Below are 14047 nucleotides of genomic sequence, written 5' to 3'. Positions count from 1 at the left end.
ACCCGAGCGCGCCGGCCGCATAATTGATGTATGTCGCACCTCAACGACCTTGCTCACCCCGACGTGTGGCGTTACCCACGTGTGCTGTCGATCGCCGGCAGCGACAGCGGCGGCGGCGCCGGGATCCAGGCCGACCTCAAGACGATGGCGGCCCTGGGCTGCTACGGTATGACCGCGATCACGGCCCTGACGGCGCAAAACACGTTGGGCGTGCGGGCCATCCACGCGGTACCGGCTTCGTTTCTGAAGGAGCAGATCGCGGCGGTGGTGGAAGACATCGGCGTCGACGCGGTCAAGATCGGCATGCTGCACGCGCCCGACATCGTCGAGGCGGTCGCCTGGGCCATCGACACCTACCGCTTGCCCAACGTGGTGCTCGACCCGGTGATGGTGGCCACCAGCGGCGACACGCTGATCGAGCCCGACACGGTGCAACGCCTGGTGCACGAGCTGTTCCCCCGTGCCACGGTGGTCACGCCCAACCTGGACGAGGCCGGGCTGTTGCTGGGCCGCGCCTTGAGCGATGCGTCCGAGCTCGAAGCCGCCGCGGCGGAGCTGCTGCAACGGGGCGCGCGTGCCGTGTTGCTCAAAGGCGGCCACCTGAGCGGCGAGGTGGTGACCGACCTGCTGGCCATCGCCAGCGAGCCGGCTGCCTTTTGGGTCTGGTTGCGCGGTGAGCGCATCCCCAGCCCCAACCTGCACGGCACCGGCTGCACGCTGTCGTCGGCGATCGCGTCGTACCTGGCGCTGGGCCAGACGCTGGAAGAGGCGGTGCAATCCGCCCACGCCTGGGTCCGTCAGGCGTTGCAGGCCGGTGCGCACGTGCGCCTGGGGCAGGGCAGCGGTCCGCTCAACCACGGCTGGGCACCGCAGCCTATGCAGTTGCGCCGCATCACGGGCTAGGGCGCGTCGGCTCCCAGCAGCGCGCGCAGGCGGGGGCTGGTGGTGGTGTATTCCAAGGGGATGCGCTGCCCCGGCCGCAGCCGCTCGGCGATGGCCCACGCGGCCAACGTGGCTTCGTGAAAACCGCACAGGATGAGCTTGCGTTTGCCGGGGTAGTGCACGACGTCGCCCACCGCGTAGATGCCGGGGGTGGAGGTCTGCAAGGTGCCCGGCTCCACAACGAGGTGTTTGCGCTCCATGGCCAAGCCCCACTCGGCGATCGGGCCCAGACGCGGATGCAAGCCCAGCCGTGGCAGCAACACATCCACCGGCAGGCTCAGGCGCTCGTCCCGTGCGGTGGCCACCTCCAGCGCGAGCAGACGGCCGTCCGGATCGCTCACAACGCCCACCGGTTGGCCCAGGCACAGGTGCACCCGGGCGGCACCAATGGCGGCCTGCAATTCATCGTCCAGCGCGGGGTCGATCGCGAAGCGGTCGGTGCGGTGCAGTAGGGTCACGCGGGCCGCACCGTGGGCGGCGGTGTGCAGCGCCAACCGCACCGCCGCTTCGCCCGGACCGACCACGACGACGTGGCGGTCCAACCAAACGGCGGGGGGCGGATCGGTGTAAAAGACCTGTTGATCCTGCCAAGCCTCCAACCCCGGTACAGCCAGCGGTCGCGGCACAAACGCGCCAACGCCCGCGGCGATGACCAGGGCGCGGCAGCGCAGCGTCATGCCCTGTGCGGTGTGCAGGCGCCAACCGTCGCCGTGGCCGGTGCGGTCGGCCTGCAGCCCAGCCACCGTGTGACCCAGGTGCAGCGGCACCTGCAGCGGCTGAAGCTGCTGCAGCAGACGGTGCGTCAGCTCCTGCCCGGTGCACACCGGCACACCGGGGATGTCGTAAATGGGTTTGTCGGGGTACAGCTCGGCGCACTGCCCGCCTGCGTGGGGCAGGCTGTCGAGCACATGCACGCCAAGCGCTTGCAACCCCAGTTCGAACGCGGCCCACAAACCCGCCGGGCCGGCGCCGATGACGACGGCGTCGGCATCCACCGCAGGGGCACCGTCCGGCGTGGCCATGGCGGCCACCTCAGCGCTGCAACAGCGACAGCTTGCCGGTCATGTCCTTGTACTTGTCGGCGTCGGGCAGCGGGGCTTTGCGCTTGGTGATGCTTTTCCAGGTGGGCAGCTTGGCCAGCTCGGCGTTGAGCGCGATCATGTGCTGCTGGTCCTTGGGCACGTCTTCTTCGGCGTAGATGGCACCCACGGGGCACTCGGGGATGCACACCGCGCAGTCGATGCATTCATCCGGGTCGATGGCCAAAAAATTGGGCCCTTCGCGGAAGCAGTCCACGGGGCAGACATCCACGCAGTCGGTGTACTTGCAAGCGATGCAGGCTTCGGTTACGACGTGTGTCATGGCAAGACCATTGGGGCGCACGCCCCGCCGGGGCGGCGGCGGCCGATGCGCCCGTAGGGGGCGAATTGTAGGCCCAGGCGCCCTCGTTGCCGTTGACGTGCGTCAGCAAGGCCCCGCGCCATGGGGGCTTGACCGGCCCCAACGCAGCGCCAGCAGCTTGTGGGCCAGCGCCGGCTCCAGCGGCCAGGGTTCGCCGTGCAGTTGCGCGGCCAGCACCTCGCCCGCCAGCACCGACAGGGTCAACCCGCGTGCCCCCAGCCCGGTCAGCACGCACAAGCCCGGCCAACGTTGGGGGTCCACGGCGCCGACGATGGGGAAGCGGTCTGGCACCGTGCAGCGCACCCCGGCCCACGCCTGTGCTTGGGGCCAGTGGGGTGCCAGCGCCCCGGCGGCGCTGGGCAGCAGGCGCTGCAACTTGTCCAAGTTGGCGGTGTGCTCGTCGGCGGTGGGCGCGGTGTCGGTGCGGCCCCGCACAAAGGTCGAGCCCATGCACCAGATCGGCTCACCGGCGGGGCCAGCCGGCACGCCTGCCACCAGCGAGCCGTGGCCGTTGACGGGCCAGGGCGGCAGCGCGGTCTGGAGCTCGGGCGGCCAGTCGGCCATGCGTGCCCAAGCCACCTGGCCGCGCAGGGCGTGCAAGGGCAGGCGACAGCCCAGCGGCGCCAGCAGCGTGGCGGTGTCAAACCCCGCGCACACGACGGCCACGTCCGCAACCGCCACACAGCGACCCTGGGCATCGCGCGCGTGCCAGCTGTCGGCCTCGCGCGCCAGCGACGCCACGGCCTGGCCACCATGCCAGGCGACGTTGGGGTGCGCGAGCTGCGCCTGCACCAGCGCCGCGGGGCGCAGCCAGGCGCCGCAGCCGTGCCACAGCGCCTGGGCCTCGGTCGGCAGGTTGGCTTGTCGGCGCTGGGCGGTGGTGGCGGGGCTGCTCCAGTGCTCGCCCCAAGGGTGCCACGCCGACGCTGGGGGCAGCGCGTGACGGCCTTCGAGCTGGTGCTCCAGCACCCCGGTGGGGGCCCAGCCCAGCCCGGGCGTGAGCAGCCGCTGCGCGCGCTGCAAGGTGGCCCCCAGCCCAGCGCGCGTCAGGCGTGACAGTGGGGCGTCGTCGGGCGAAACGTGCGGTGCCAGCAGACCCACCGGCAGGCCCGAAGCGCCGGCCGCGGGCGCGACCGCGCGGTCCAGCACCGTGACCTGCCACCCGCGCTGCGCCAGGCTGTGCGCCGCAGCCGCCCCCGCCAAGCCACCCCCCACCACCAACGCCCGTCCCGGTCGTGGTTGCAGGGGCGCGCGCAGCGCCGTGCGTGGCTGCCAAGCGGGGTCGTACACCGCGCGCAGACAGTGCCGCTTGGGTGGCAGGCCCGCGGCGCGCTCGACGCGAAACCCGGCCTGACGCAGGCCGTCACGCACCGCCCGCGCCACGCTCCAGGTGGCCAGCCGCGTGCCGCGCCGGCACAGCCGTGCCACGGCTCGCAGCAGCTCGGGCGACCACATGTCGGGGTTGCGCGCCGGGTCAAAGCCGTCCAGGTAGACGCTGTCCACGGGGGTGTCGAGCTCGCGCAGCCAACGCTGCGCCGTACCGATGCACAGCGTCAGGTGCAGCCGTCGCGGCTGGCCCTGGGGACCGGTGTCGTCCCAGGTCCAGCGGTGCACGCCAGGCAGCAAACCGCGCCACACCGCCGCCAACCGCTGCGCCAGCGGTTGCAGCTCGGCAAACGCGGCGGCGCTGCGCAGCACGTCGTCGGCCCGGGCCGGGTGGGCTTCGATGCCGATGTAGTGCAGCTCGGCCGAAGCGTCGGGCTGCTCGCGCCAGGCCTGCCACGTGGCCAGGAAGTTCAGCCCCAGCCCGAAGCCGTTTTCCAACACGTGCCAGCGCGGGACGTGCGCCCACGCCGCGGGCTGATCAGGCTGGGCCAGCAGCCCGCAGCCGCGCAAAAAGACATGCTGGGCTTGGGCCCAACCACCCTGGCCGTCGGCGCCGCGGCTGCGGTAGATGTCGCCGTACAGCGTGCTTTGTGGCGTGCCGTCGGGCAGCCACTGCACCACCGCGCTCACGCTTGGGTGGGCGGCACGTAGCCGGCGGCCACGTCGGCGCCTTCACCAAAAAAGTGCTTTTCCATCTGGCGCGCCAGGTACTGACGCGCCCGCGCGTCGGCCAGGTTGAGGCGGTTTTCGTTGACCAGCATCGTTTGCAGGCGCAGCCACTCCTGCCACGCCTGCTTGCTGACGTTGTCGTAGATGCGCTTGCCCAGCTCGCCGGGGTAGGGCGGGAAGTCCAGGCCTTCGGCCTCGACGCCAAGCTTGATGCAACGGACCATGCGTGCCATGGCGAACTCCTGATCATTGAGGGTGGGGTGCTTCATGCCTTACGGTCATGATGACTGGGGCGTAAGGGCATGAAGGGTTTGCTACGATGCGGCTTTCGACGCCGCGCGGCACGGCCTCCCGTGCGCGGTGCCGCCACAGATGACACTGTACCCGAGCGGGCGCCGCGGCGCGCACGAAGGGTGTTTGACAGTCGTCAACGTTCAATGCCCGTGGGGGTATTAGGCTTCTGCTTGATTCGTAGCCATTCAACCATCGACCCGACATCATGAGTGCTTTCGACGACGAGCGCGTGCTCAGCGTGCACCACTGGACCGATCGCCTGTTTTCCTTCAAGACCACGCGCAACGCGGGCCTGCGCTTCCTCAACGGGCAGTTCACGATGATCGGCCTGCGCTTGGACAACGGCAAGCCGCTGCTGCGTGCGTACAGCATCGTGTCGGCCAACTACGAGGAGCACCTGGAATTTTTGAGCATCAAGGTGCCCGACGGTCCGCTGACCAGCCGCCTGCAGCACATTCAGCCGGGCGACCACATCATCGTCGGGCACAAGCCGACCGGCACGCTGGTGATCGACTACCTGTTGCCGGGCAAACACCTGTATTTGTTCGGCACCGGCACCGGCCTGGCGCCGTTCATGAGCATCATCCGCGACCCCGCCACCTACGAGCGCTTCGAGCACGTGGTGCTGGTGCACGGCGTGCGCCTGGTGGCCGAGCTGGCCTACCGCGACTACATCACCCAGGAGCTGCCGCAGCACGAGTTTTTGGGTGACATGGTGCGCCAGCAGCTGCGCTACTACCCCACGGTGACGCGCGAGCCGTTCGAGCGCCAGGGGCGCATTCCGCAACTGGTGGAAAGCGGCCAGATGGCGCGCGAGCTGGGCTTGCCCCAGCTCAACCCGGAGACCGACCGCGTGATGATCTGTGGCAGCCCGGCCATGCTGCGCGACCTCAAGGCCATGTGCGAGCGCTACGGCTTTGTCGAAGGCAACACCAGCACGCCGGGGCAGTTCGTCATCGAGCGTGCGTTTGCCGACGCCAACTGAGGCGGCGCGCAAGGGGCCGGCGACCATGAACGTGGCCGAACGGGGTGGGTGGGCAACGCTGGCCGCCCGGCCACGCGTTGTGGCGGCGGGGGTGGCCCTGTGGTGCCTGGGGCTGCTGGGCTTTGGGCTGTACCTGCAGCACGTCGTCGGGCTGGAGCCGTGCCCGATGTGCATCGTGCAGCGCTACGCGCTCGTCGGGGTGGCGCTGCTGACCGCGCTGGCCGCCGCGCTGCCCCGTCGTGGGGCGCGCCTGGGGCTCATCGCCGCCGCGCTGGTGGTGGCGGGGTTGGGGGCCTTCGTCGCGGCGCGGCAGTCGTGGCTGCAGTGGTTCCCTCCCGAGATCCAAGCCTGCGGACGGGATTTCTACGGCATGATCGAGGCCTTCCCCCTCAAGCGGGCCATTCCGATGATCTTTCGCGGCAGTGGTGACTGCACCGCGATCGACTGGACCTGGCTGGGGCTGACGATCGCCAACTGGTCGTTTCTCAACTTCGTGGCCATGGCCGCCGTGTGCCTGACCCTGCTGGTGGGGGGCGCGCGCCGCCGCTGAAGGCGCGGGCTTGCGGCGATGGATCGCGTGGGTGCCCTGGTCGTCGGCGCGGGCGTCATCGGCCTGGCGGTGGCGCGCGCGCTGGCACAGGCCGGGCGCGAGGTGGTGGTGCTGGAGCGCGCCACGGCGATCGGTACCGGCGTCAGTTCGCGCAGCAGCGAGGTCATCCACGCCGGGCTGTACTACACGCCCGGGTCATGGAAGGCCCGCCTGTGCGTGCGCGGCAAGGCGCTGCTGTACGACTACGCGCAGCGCTCGGGGGTGGGGCATCGGTGCTGTGGCAAGCTGGTGGTGGCCGCCGAGGCGGCCGATGAAGCGACGCTGGAGGGGCTGGCCCGGCGCGCGGCGGCCAACGGCGTGCCGGTGCAGCCGCTGGACGCGGCGCAGGTGCAGCGGCGCGCCCCCGCGCTGCGTGCAGCGGCGGCGTTGTGGTCGCCTACCACCGGCATCGTGGACAGCCACGCGCTGATGCAGGCGCTGCACGCCGATGTGCAGCGCGCCGGCGGTGTGGTGGCGTTGGGGTCGGTGTTCGAGGGGGCTGAGCCGATCGGCGCGCGCGGCGAGGGTGGCTGGCGTGTGCATGGCCACACGCTGGCAGGCGAAGCCTTTGCGCTGCAGGCCGACGTGCTGGTCAACGCGGCCGGTTTGTGGGCGTGCCACGTGGCCCGCGCGGTGCAGGGGCCGCCCCCGCAGGCGTGGCCACGCCCACGCTACGCCAAGGGGCACTACTTCGCGCTGCGGGGGGCGGCGCCGGTGGATTGTCTGGTGTACCCGGTGCCGCGCGACGCGTGGCTGGGCGTGCACCTGACGTTGGACCTTGGTGGACAAGCCCGGTTTGGCCCCGACCTGCAGTGGCTGCCCGATGCGTCGCCGCAGACCTTGACCTACGACGTTGACGGCACACGCCAGGCGGCGTTCGAAGCCGCCATCCGCCGCTACTGGCCCGGGTTGCCAGCCGACGCGCTGCAGCCGGCTTACGCCGGCATCCGGCCCAAAATCCACGGCCCCGACGAACCCGCGCCGGACTTCGCGCCGGTGGGCCCGGAGCAGCACGGCTGGGCGGGCCTGGTGCATCTGCTGGGCTTCGAATCCCCGGGCCTGACCAGCGCGCTGGCGGTGGGCGAGGTGGTGGCGACGCTCCTGGCCTGACGACGGCCTCTGGTGACGCGGGCGCGGCCAGGGGAACCATCCACGCGACGCTGAATCGGCACAGGGATATGACGATCGATCCCTTCGCCGAATTCGCCATGCTGCTGCTGGTGGCTGCGGCTGCAGGGGCGATGTTCGTGCGTTTGCGTCAGCCCGTGCTGATCGCTTACATCGTGGTCGGCATCGCGTTGGGCCCTGCGGGCCTGGGGTGGGTCAAGGCGCACGACCAGGTGGCGCTGCTGGCCCAAATCGGCGTGACGGTGCTGCTGTTCATCGTCGGGCTCAAACTCGACTGGCACCACGTACGGCACATCGGCCCTGTGGCGCTGGCCACCGGCCTGGGGCAGCTGGCCTTCACGATCGCCCTGGGGTTTGGATTGATCCTGGCGCTGGGCAAAGACGTGATGACGGCGCTGTACGTGGCGGTGGCGCTGACCTTTTCGAGCACGATCATCATCGTCAAGCTGCTGACCGACAAGCGGGAGCTCGACTCGCTGCACGGGCGCATCGCGGTGGGTTTTTTGATCGTGCAGGACCTGGCGGTGGTGCTGGCCATGATGGCGATGAGCGCCCTGAGGGCTCCCGAGGGTGCCGATGGTGCCGTTGGCTGGGGCGTCGTGGGGTCGTTGGTCGGGCGGGTGGTGTTGGCGGTGGCGCTGATTGCAGGCTTGATGCGCTGGGTGTTGCCGCGGGTGACCGCGATGATGGCGCGCTCCCAGGAGTTGCTGCTGATTTTTGCCCTGGCCTGGGGTCTGGGCCTGGCGGCGCTGGGGGCCTGGGCCGGTTTTTCGATGGAGGCCGGCGCGTTCGTCGCGGGGTTCACGCTGGCCTCGACCCACTACCGGGAAGCGATCAACGCCCGGCTGGGCGGTGTTCGCGATTTTTTGTTGCTGTTTTTTTTCATACACCTCGGGGCGGAGTTGGATCTGTCCACGTTGGGGCAGGAGCTCGTGCCCGCGCTGGTGTTGTCGCAGTTTGTGCTTGTGGGCAACCCGCTGATCGTCATGGCGATCATGGGCTACATGGGCTACCGCAAGCGCACGGGCTTTTTGGCGGGCCTGACGGTGGCGCAGATCAGCGAGTTTTCGATCGTCTTCGTGGCCATGGGCATCTCGCTGGGCCACATCGATACGCAGGCGTTGGGGCTGACCACGCTGGTCGGGCTGATCACGATCACCCTGTCGACGTACATGATTCTGTACTCCCACCCGTTGTACGAGCGCCTGGCCCCGTGGCTTGACATCTTTGAGCGGAGGCGACCGTACCGCGAGTTGGCCGTGGACCGCCACCCACCGCGCAGCGGTGAGGCGGATGTGCTGGTGTTCGGCCTGGGGCGCTACGGCAGCCGGCTGCTGCGCGAGCTGCACCAGCGTGGTGTCACCGCGGTCGGGCTCGACCATGACCCGGAGCTGGTGCGCGAACTCAAGCGCCAACACTTGCCGGTGCACTACGGCGACGCCGAAAACCCCGACTTCTTGGAGTCACTGCCGTTGTCGTCCACCCGGTGGGTGGTGGTGACGCTGCCCCTGGTGGCATCGGCCCGCACGCTCGTGTACGCGCTGCGCATCGCGGGCTACCGAGGCCCGATCGCGGTGGCCGCCCGCGACGAGGCAGCGCTGGAGGAGCTGCAGCGGCTTGATGTGCAGCACATCTATCAACCTTACCGCGACGCAGCGTTGCACGCCGCGCAACACCTGGCCAGTGTCATGCGCCCGGCCAACGTTGGTCCAGGAGCCGATCCATGAGCGAGGGCGTCACGACCACCACGTGGCCGACCACGTTGCCGCAGGGGGGCGTGGTGGCGGCAACCGATTTTTCCCCTGGCGCGCAGGCCGCCGTGCACCGCGCCGCACGCCTGGCGCAAGGCCTGGGCACGCACCTGACGGTGCTGCACGTGCTGCAACACGACTGGATAACCGAGCTGACGACATGGCTCGGCGGGGCCCAGCCCCGTGAGCGCATCGTGGCCGATGCCCGAGCGACGCTGGAAGAACTCGTGCATGCGATGCGGGCGCAGTCGCCCGCGCTCGCCGTGCATGCGGCCTTGGTCGAGGGGCACCCCGTGCGCGACATCGACGGGGTCGCGCGGCAATGCCAACCGTACTGCGTGGTGCTGGGGGCCAGCGGGCGGGGCGGCGCGCAGTTGCCGGTGCTGGGCACCACCGTCGAGCGCCTGCTGCGCAAGGCGGGCCAACCTGTGCTGGTCGTGCGGCAGCCGCCGCAGCGGAGTTACCAGCGTGTGCTCGTGGCGGTGGATTTTTCCCCTTGGTCGGCTCCCACCCTTGACCTGGCGGCTGCGGTGGCGCCGCAGGCCAACATCTGGCTGTTGCATGCCTACACCGTGCCCTACGAGGAAAAGCTGCGCTTTGCTGGGGTTGACGACGAGATGATTGAGCTGTACCGCCAACGCGCCCGGGAGCGCGCTCGCAACGGTTTGCACCACCTGGCGCAGCAACGGGGCTGGCCCCCGACGCGCTACCAAACCGTGCTGCACGAGGGCGACGCGGCGCCCGCCCTGGTCTACGAGGCCGTGCAGCGCGATTGCGACCTGGTCGTCATTGGCAAGCACGGTGTCAGCGCGGCTGAGGAACTGCTGTTGGGCAGCGTCACCAAGCACGCGCTGGCGCAGGTGCCATGCGACGTGCTGGTGTCAACGCTGCAGGCGTCGGCGTGACGCGGCATCCGCGCTGCCGGTGCGTGGGCGCCCGCGTCAGCCCTGGGGCTGACCGATCATCACCCCGCGCGGGTGCCAGGCGCGTGGTCGCGCAGCGCCCGCGCCGCCTCCGTGACCAACGCCGGCCCGCGGTAAATCAGCCCGGTGTAGAGCTGCACCGCGTCGGCGCCGGCGCGCAGCTTGGCCACGGCGTCGTCGCCACTGAGGATGCCCCCGACACCGATGATGGGGAAACCCGGCCCCAGGCGCGCCCGCAGCGCCGCGATGACGCGGTTGCTTGGTGCGGCCAGCGGCGCGCCGGACAGCCCGCCGGCTTCGTCCGCGTGGGGCAAGCCTTGCACCGCCTCGCGCGCCAGCGTGGTGTTGGTGGCGATGACCCCATCGATACCGTGGCGCTGCAGCGCGTCGGCGATGGCGCCGATCTGCGCCTCGTCCAGGTCGGGGGCGATCTTCAGGAAGAGGGGGCGGTGCACGCCATGCTGGTCAGCCAGCCGCGCACGCTCGTCGGTGAGCGCGGCGAGCAACCGCTCCAGGGCTTCGTCGCTTTGCAGTTGGCGCAGGTTGCGCGTGTTGGGGCTGGAAATGTTGACGGTGACGTAGTCGGCGTACGGGTACACGCCGCGCAGCCCAAGCAGGTAGTCCTCCACCGCGCGCTCGATGGGGGTGTCGGCGTTTTTGCCGATGTTGAGGCCCAGCACCAACGCCGGCTGCCCCTGCTGGCGCACGCGGCTGGCGCGCACGTGGGCGACGAAGGCCTCCAGCCCCTCGTTGTTGAAGCCAAAGCGATTGATGAGCGCTTGGGCTTGGGGCAGACGAAACAGGCGCGGCTTGGGGTTGCCGGGCTGGGGCCTGGGCGTGACGGTGCCCACCTCGACAAAGCCAAACCCCATGGCCGCCCAGGCGTCGATGCATTGCGCGTTTTTGTCCAACCCAGCGGCCAGCCCCACGCGGTTGGGCAGCATGAGCCCCGCCAGCCGAATGGGGTCGTGCACACGCGGCTGCGCCAGCAACCCCAGCAGCGGTGTGTGTTGCAACCGCTGCAGGGTGTGCAGCGTCAGCTCGTGGGCGTGTTCGGGGTCCAGCGCGAACAAGGCGCGGCGCGTCAGGCCGTAGGGAATCCAGCTCATTGGATAATTGTCGCATTGCGTACCCCCTCAACCCTGCCCGCGAGGAGCCAACGATGCCTGCTGCCGAGCCGATGACCCAAGACCAACTCAAGGCCCTGGTGGGCCGCGCCGCGCTGGACTACGTGGGGCATGGGCACATCATCGGGGTCGGCACGGGCTCCACGGTCAACTGCTTCATCGACGCGCTGGCTGAGCAGCGCGAGCGCATCGTCGGCGCGGTGTCGAGCTCGGAAGCGACCACCCAGCGGCTGCGCGCGCACGGCATCCGCGTCTTCGACGCCAACGAGGTCGAGGAGCTGGCCGTGTACATCGACGGGGCCGACGAGATCGACCCGCGTGGCTACATGATCAAGGGTGGCGGCGCGGCGCTGACACGGGAAAAAATCGTCGCCGCGCAAGCGCGCCGTTTTGTGTGCATCGCCGACCAGTCCAAGTGGGTGCCGGTGTTGGGGCGATTCCCGCTGCCGGTGGAGGTGATTCCGATGGCGGCGCAGCGCATCATCCGCCAGTTCGCGGCGCTGGGGGGTACGGCGCGGTTGCGGCTGCGCGACGGTGCGCCGCTGGTCACCGACAACGGCCAGCACATCCTGGACGTGACCGGGCTGCAAATCACCGACCCGCCGGCGTTCGAGAGCATGGTCAACGATTGGCCGGGCGTGGTGACGGTGGGGGTGTTCGCGCACCAACGTGCGCACGTGTGCCTGCTGGGCACGCCTGAAGGGGTGCGCACCGTCACCTTTGACGGCGCCGCGGGTTGACCGCCGCCGCGGTGCCCGGCGGCGGCCCTGCCGATCACGCCAGACCCAGCTGGCGCAGCAGCGCGTCGATGCGCGGCTCGCGCCCGCGAAAGGCGCGAAACGACGCCAGCGCCGGGCGGCTGCCGCCGACTTCCAGGATGGTTTGCCGAAAGCGCCGCCCGGTGGCGGTGTCCAGCACGCTGCCACGCTCGGCGGCGGCTTCTTCGAAGGCCGCAAAGGCGTCGGCACTGAGCACTTCGGCCCATAGGTAGCTGTAGTAGCCGGCCGCGTAGCCGCCGGCAAAGATGTGGCTGAAGCTGTGCGGCATGCGGTGCCACGCCGGTGGGCGCAGCACGGCCACTTCGTCGCGCACCTGCTCCAGCAGCGCCATGACGTCGCCGCCCGGCGCCCCTTCCAGGTGCAGCCGCATGTCGAACAGCGCGTATTCGACCTGCCGCAGCAGCTGCAGCGCGCTCTGGAAGTGACGCGCGGCGCGCATCTTGTCGTACAGCGTGCGCGGCAGCGGTTCGCCCGTGTCGACGTGGCCGCTGAGGCGTTGCAAGGCTTCCCAGTCCCAGCCAAAGTTTTCCAGAAACTGGCTGGGCAGCTCCACCGCGTCCCACTCCACGCCGCTGATGCCCGCGACGTCGTGCTCATCGACCTGCGTCAGCAGGTGGTGCAAGCCGTGCCCGAACTCGTGCAGCAGCGTCGTGACGTCGTCGTGCGTCAGCAGCGGCGGGCGGCCGCCCGCGCCTTCGCCAAAGTTGCACACCAGGTAGGCCACCGGGGTTTGCAGGCGACCGTCGTCGGGCCGGCGCCAGCGGCTGCGGGCGTCGTCCATCCAAGCGCCGCCGCGCTTGCCCGCGCGCGCCACCGGGTCGAGGTAAAAGTGCCCCAGCAGCTCGGCGTCGCGATGGAGCGCAAACGCTTGCACCGACGGGTGCCACACCGGTGCTTCCATCGGCTCGAAGCGCACTTCGAACAGCGTGCCCACGATGTCGAACAGACCTTGCAGCACCCGTGGCAGCGGAAAGTAGGGCTTGACCTCCTGCTCGCTGTAGGCGTAGCGCTGCTGGCGCAGCGCTTCGGCGATGTAGGTCCAGTCCCACGGCTGCGGGTCGCTCAGCCCCAGCGCCGATGCCGCAAAGGCCCGCATGTCGGCCACGTCGCGCTCCGCCCAGGGGCGCGCGCGTTGCGCCAAGTCGCGCAAAAAAGCCAGCACCTGCTCGGGCGATTCGGCCATTTTGGGCACCAGCGACAGGTGGGCAAAGCTCGGGTACCCGAGCAGCTGCGCTTCCTCGTGGCGCAGCGCCAGCAGCTCGCGCACGATGGCGGTGTTGTCCAGCCGGGCCAGCTCGCCTTCAGCCTGGTCGCTGGCGCGCGTGCCGTAGGCGCGGTACAGGCGCGCGCGCAGCTCGCGGTCGTGCGCGAACTGCATCACCGGCAGGTACACCGGCAGCTTCAAGCCCAGCCGCAATTGGCCAGCTTTGCCGGCCGCCTCGGCGGCCGCGCGGGCGCTGGCTTGCACGTCGTCGGGCAGGCCGGCGGCCTGGGCCGGGTCGATGTCGCAGTGCCAGCCGTCGGTGGCGTCCAGCACGTGTTCGCTGAAGCGCTGCGCCAGCTCGGCCTGACGTTCCTGGATGGCGGCGAAGCGTTCCTTGGCCGCGCCTTGCAGCTCGGCGCCGCCCAGCACAAAGCCCTGCAGCGCCAGCTCGCGCGCCCGCTGCTGAACGGCATCCAACCGCGTGGGGTCGATGGCCTTGTACTTGGCGTACAAGGCCTCGTCAGCGCCCAAACGCGTCCAAAACTCCGTCACCCGCGGCAGCAGGGCGTTGTAGGCGGCGCGCAGCTCGGGCGTGTCGGCCACGGCGTTGAGGTGGCTGACCACCCCCCAGGCGCGCCCCAGGCGCTCGGTGGCGACGTCCAGCGTGCGCGCCAGCGCTTGCCAGTCGGCCGGGTGCTCGGGGGCGGTGGCGGCTTGCAGCGCCGCTTCGGCCTCGTGCAGCAGGGCCTCGATGGCCGGCTGCACGTGCGCGGGTTGAACCGCGTTGTAGCGCGGCAGCGGCTCCAGCGCCAGCAGGGGGTTGTCAAGGAAAGCGGTGTCGGTGCGGGTGTTCATGCCCGCAAGCATGC

At 70.2% G+C, this 14047-nt stretch carries 13 protein-coding genes; 7 read left to right on the top strand and 6 right to left on the bottom strand.

What is annotated here, in order from left to right; all coding sequences use genetic code 11:
* The first annotated feature begins 30 nt into the window (after positions 1–30).
* Positions 31–903 carry a bifunctional hydroxymethylpyrimidine kinase/phosphomethylpyrimidine kinase gene (gene thiD, locus EDC36_RS07690; RefSeq protein ID WP_132962676.1) on the top strand — a complete coding sequence of 291 codons (873 nt, stop codon included), beginning with the start codon at positions 31–33 and terminating at the stop codon, positions 901–903.
* On the opposite strand, the gene EDC36_RS07685 is transcribed toward thiD, so the two are convergent.
* From EDC36_RS07685 to EDC36_RS07670, 4 genes are all read right to left on the bottom strand, one after another.
* Positions 900–1964 (bottom strand): NAD(P)/FAD-dependent oxidoreductase, encoded by a 1065-nt coding sequence (locus EDC36_RS07685; RefSeq protein ID WP_132962675.1) that lies wholly within the window; start codon positions 1962–1964, stop codon positions 900–902. The genes thiD and EDC36_RS07685 overlap by 4 nt on opposite strands.
* A gap of 10 nt (positions 1965–1974) precedes the next feature.
* Positions 1975–2304, bottom strand: a complete 330-nt coding sequence (gene fdxA, locus EDC36_RS07680; protein WP_132962674.1) for a ferredoxin FdxA — start codon at positions 2302–2304, stop codon at positions 1975–1977.
* A 102-nt stretch (positions 2305–2406) separates the two neighbouring features.
* Positions 2407–4359, bottom strand: a complete 1953-nt coding sequence (gene mnmC / locus EDC36_RS07675; RefSeq protein WP_132962673.1) for a bifunctional tRNA (5-methylaminomethyl-2-thiouridine)(34)-methyltransferase MnmC2/FAD-dependent 5-carboxymethylaminomethyl-2-thiouridine(34) oxidoreductase MnmC1 — start codon at positions 4357–4359, stop codon at positions 2407–2409.
* The gene (locus EDC36_RS07670; RefSeq protein WP_132962714.1) at positions 4356–4631 is read right to left on the bottom strand and encodes an oxidative damage protection protein; all 276 of its coding nucleotides are present in this window, start codon (positions 4629–4631) and stop codon (positions 4356–4358) included. The genes mnmC and EDC36_RS07670 overlap by 4 nt, the downstream gene beginning before the upstream one ends.
* 266 nt (positions 4632–4897) lie before the next feature.
* On the opposite strand from EDC36_RS07670, the gene EDC36_RS07665 reads away from it, so the two are divergent.
* The 5 genes from EDC36_RS07665 (at position 4898) to EDC36_RS07645 (ending at position 10050) form a co-directional block, all read left to right on the top strand.
* Positions 4898–5677 (top strand): ferredoxin--NADP reductase, encoded by a 780-nt coding sequence (locus EDC36_RS07665; RefSeq protein WP_132962672.1) that lies wholly within the window; start codon positions 4898–4900, stop codon positions 5675–5677.
* A 25-nt stretch (positions 5678–5702) separates the two neighbouring features.
* A complete protein-coding gene (locus tag EDC36_RS07660; RefSeq protein ID WP_132962671.1) occupies positions 5703–6227 on the top strand; it encodes a disulfide bond formation protein B in 525 nt (174 codons plus the stop codon).
* 18 nt (positions 6228–6245) lie between these two features.
* Positions 6246–7376 (top strand): NAD(P)/FAD-dependent oxidoreductase, encoded by a 1131-nt coding sequence (locus tag EDC36_RS07655; protein ID WP_132962670.1) that lies wholly within the window; start codon positions 6246–6248, stop codon positions 7374–7376.
* Between the two features lie 68 nt (positions 7377–7444).
* Positions 7445–9121, top strand: a complete 1677-nt coding sequence (locus EDC36_RS07650) for a cation:proton antiporter (protein WP_132962669.1) — start codon at positions 7445–7447, stop codon at positions 9119–9121.
* Positions 9118–10050, top strand: coding sequence for a universal stress protein (locus tag EDC36_RS07645; protein WP_132962668.1), 933 nt, complete (start codon positions 9118–9120; stop codon positions 10048–10050). Before EDC36_RS07650 ends, EDC36_RS07645 begins: the two co-directional genes overlap by 4 nt.
* A gap of 59 nt (positions 10051–10109) precedes the next feature.
* Here the strand turns inward: EDC36_RS07645 and EDC36_RS07640 are convergent, their stop codons facing one another.
* A complete protein-coding gene (locus tag EDC36_RS07640) occupies positions 10110–11177 on the bottom strand; it encodes a quinone-dependent dihydroorotate dehydrogenase (protein ID WP_132962667.1) in 1068 nt (355 codons plus the stop codon).
* A 53-nt stretch (positions 11178–11230) separates the two neighbouring features.
* Here EDC36_RS07640 and rpiA point away from each other — a divergent pair, with 53 nt between their 5' ends.
* Positions 11231–11935 (top strand): ribose-5-phosphate isomerase RpiA, encoded by a 705-nt coding sequence (gene rpiA / locus EDC36_RS07635; RefSeq protein WP_243646521.1) that lies wholly within the window; start codon positions 11231–11233, stop codon positions 11933–11935.
* Positions 11936–11969: 34 nt separating this feature from the next.
* Here rpiA and EDC36_RS07630 read toward each other — a convergent pair whose 3' ends face one another.
* Positions 11970–14033, bottom strand: coding sequence for a M3 family metallopeptidase (locus EDC36_RS07630; RefSeq protein WP_132962666.1), 2064 nt, complete (start codon positions 14031–14033; stop codon positions 11970–11972).
* Between the last annotated feature and the right edge of the window lie 14 nt (positions 14034–14047).

This window comes from Tepidimonas ignava, assembly GCF_004342625.1.
Lineage (GTDB): Bacteria > Pseudomonadota > Gammaproteobacteria > Burkholderiales > Burkholderiaceae_C > Tepidimonas > Tepidimonas ignava.
This window is presented reverse-complemented; position numbering and strand designations above follow the sequence as displayed.

Bases quoted from the DNA above. Each gene is read 5' to 3' on its own strand.
- EDC36_RS07645 (WP_132962668.1), top strand. From the start codon at position 9,118: ATGAGCGAGGGCGTCACGACCACCACGTGGCCGACCACGTTGCCGCAG.
- EDC36_RS07630 (WP_132962666.1), bottom strand. From the start codon at position 14,033: ATGAACACCCGCACCGACACCGCTTTCCTTGACAACCCCCTGCTGGCG.
- EDC36_RS07655 (WP_132962670.1), top strand. From the start codon at position 6,246: ATGGATCGCGTGGGTGCCCTGGTCGTCGGCGCGGGCGTCATCGGCCTG.
- EDC36_RS07685 (WP_132962675.1), bottom strand. From the start codon at position 1,964: ATGGCCACGCCGGACGGTGCCCCTGCGGTGGATGCCGACGCCGTCGTC.
- EDC36_RS07670 (WP_132962714.1), bottom strand. From the start codon at position 4,631: ATGGCACGCATGGTCCGTTGCATCAAGCTTGGCGTCGAGGCCGAAGGC.
- thiD (WP_132962676.1), top strand. From the start codon at position 31: ATGTCGCACCTCAACGACCTTGCTCACCCCGACGTGTGGCGTTACCCA.
- EDC36_RS07650 (WP_132962669.1), top strand. From the start codon at position 7,445: ATGACGATCGATCCCTTCGCCGAATTCGCCATGCTGCTGCTGGTGGCT.
- EDC36_RS07660 (WP_132962671.1), top strand. From the start codon at position 5,703: ATGAACGTGGCCGAACGGGGTGGGTGGGCAACGCTGGCCGCCCGGCCA.
- rpiA (WP_243646521.1), top strand. From the start codon at position 11,231: ATGCCTGCTGCCGAGCCGATGACCCAAGACCAACTCAAGGCCCTGGTG.
- EDC36_RS07665 (WP_132962672.1), top strand. From the start codon at position 4,898: ATGAGTGCTTTCGACGACGAGCGCGTGCTCAGCGTGCACCACTGGACC.
- EDC36_RS07640 (WP_132962667.1), bottom strand. From the start codon at position 11,177: ATGAGCTGGATTCCCTACGGCCTGACGCGCCGCGCCTTGTTCGCGCTG.
- fdxA (WP_132962674.1), bottom strand. From the start codon at position 2,304: ATGACACACGTCGTAACCGAAGCCTGCATCGCTTGCAAGTACACCGAC.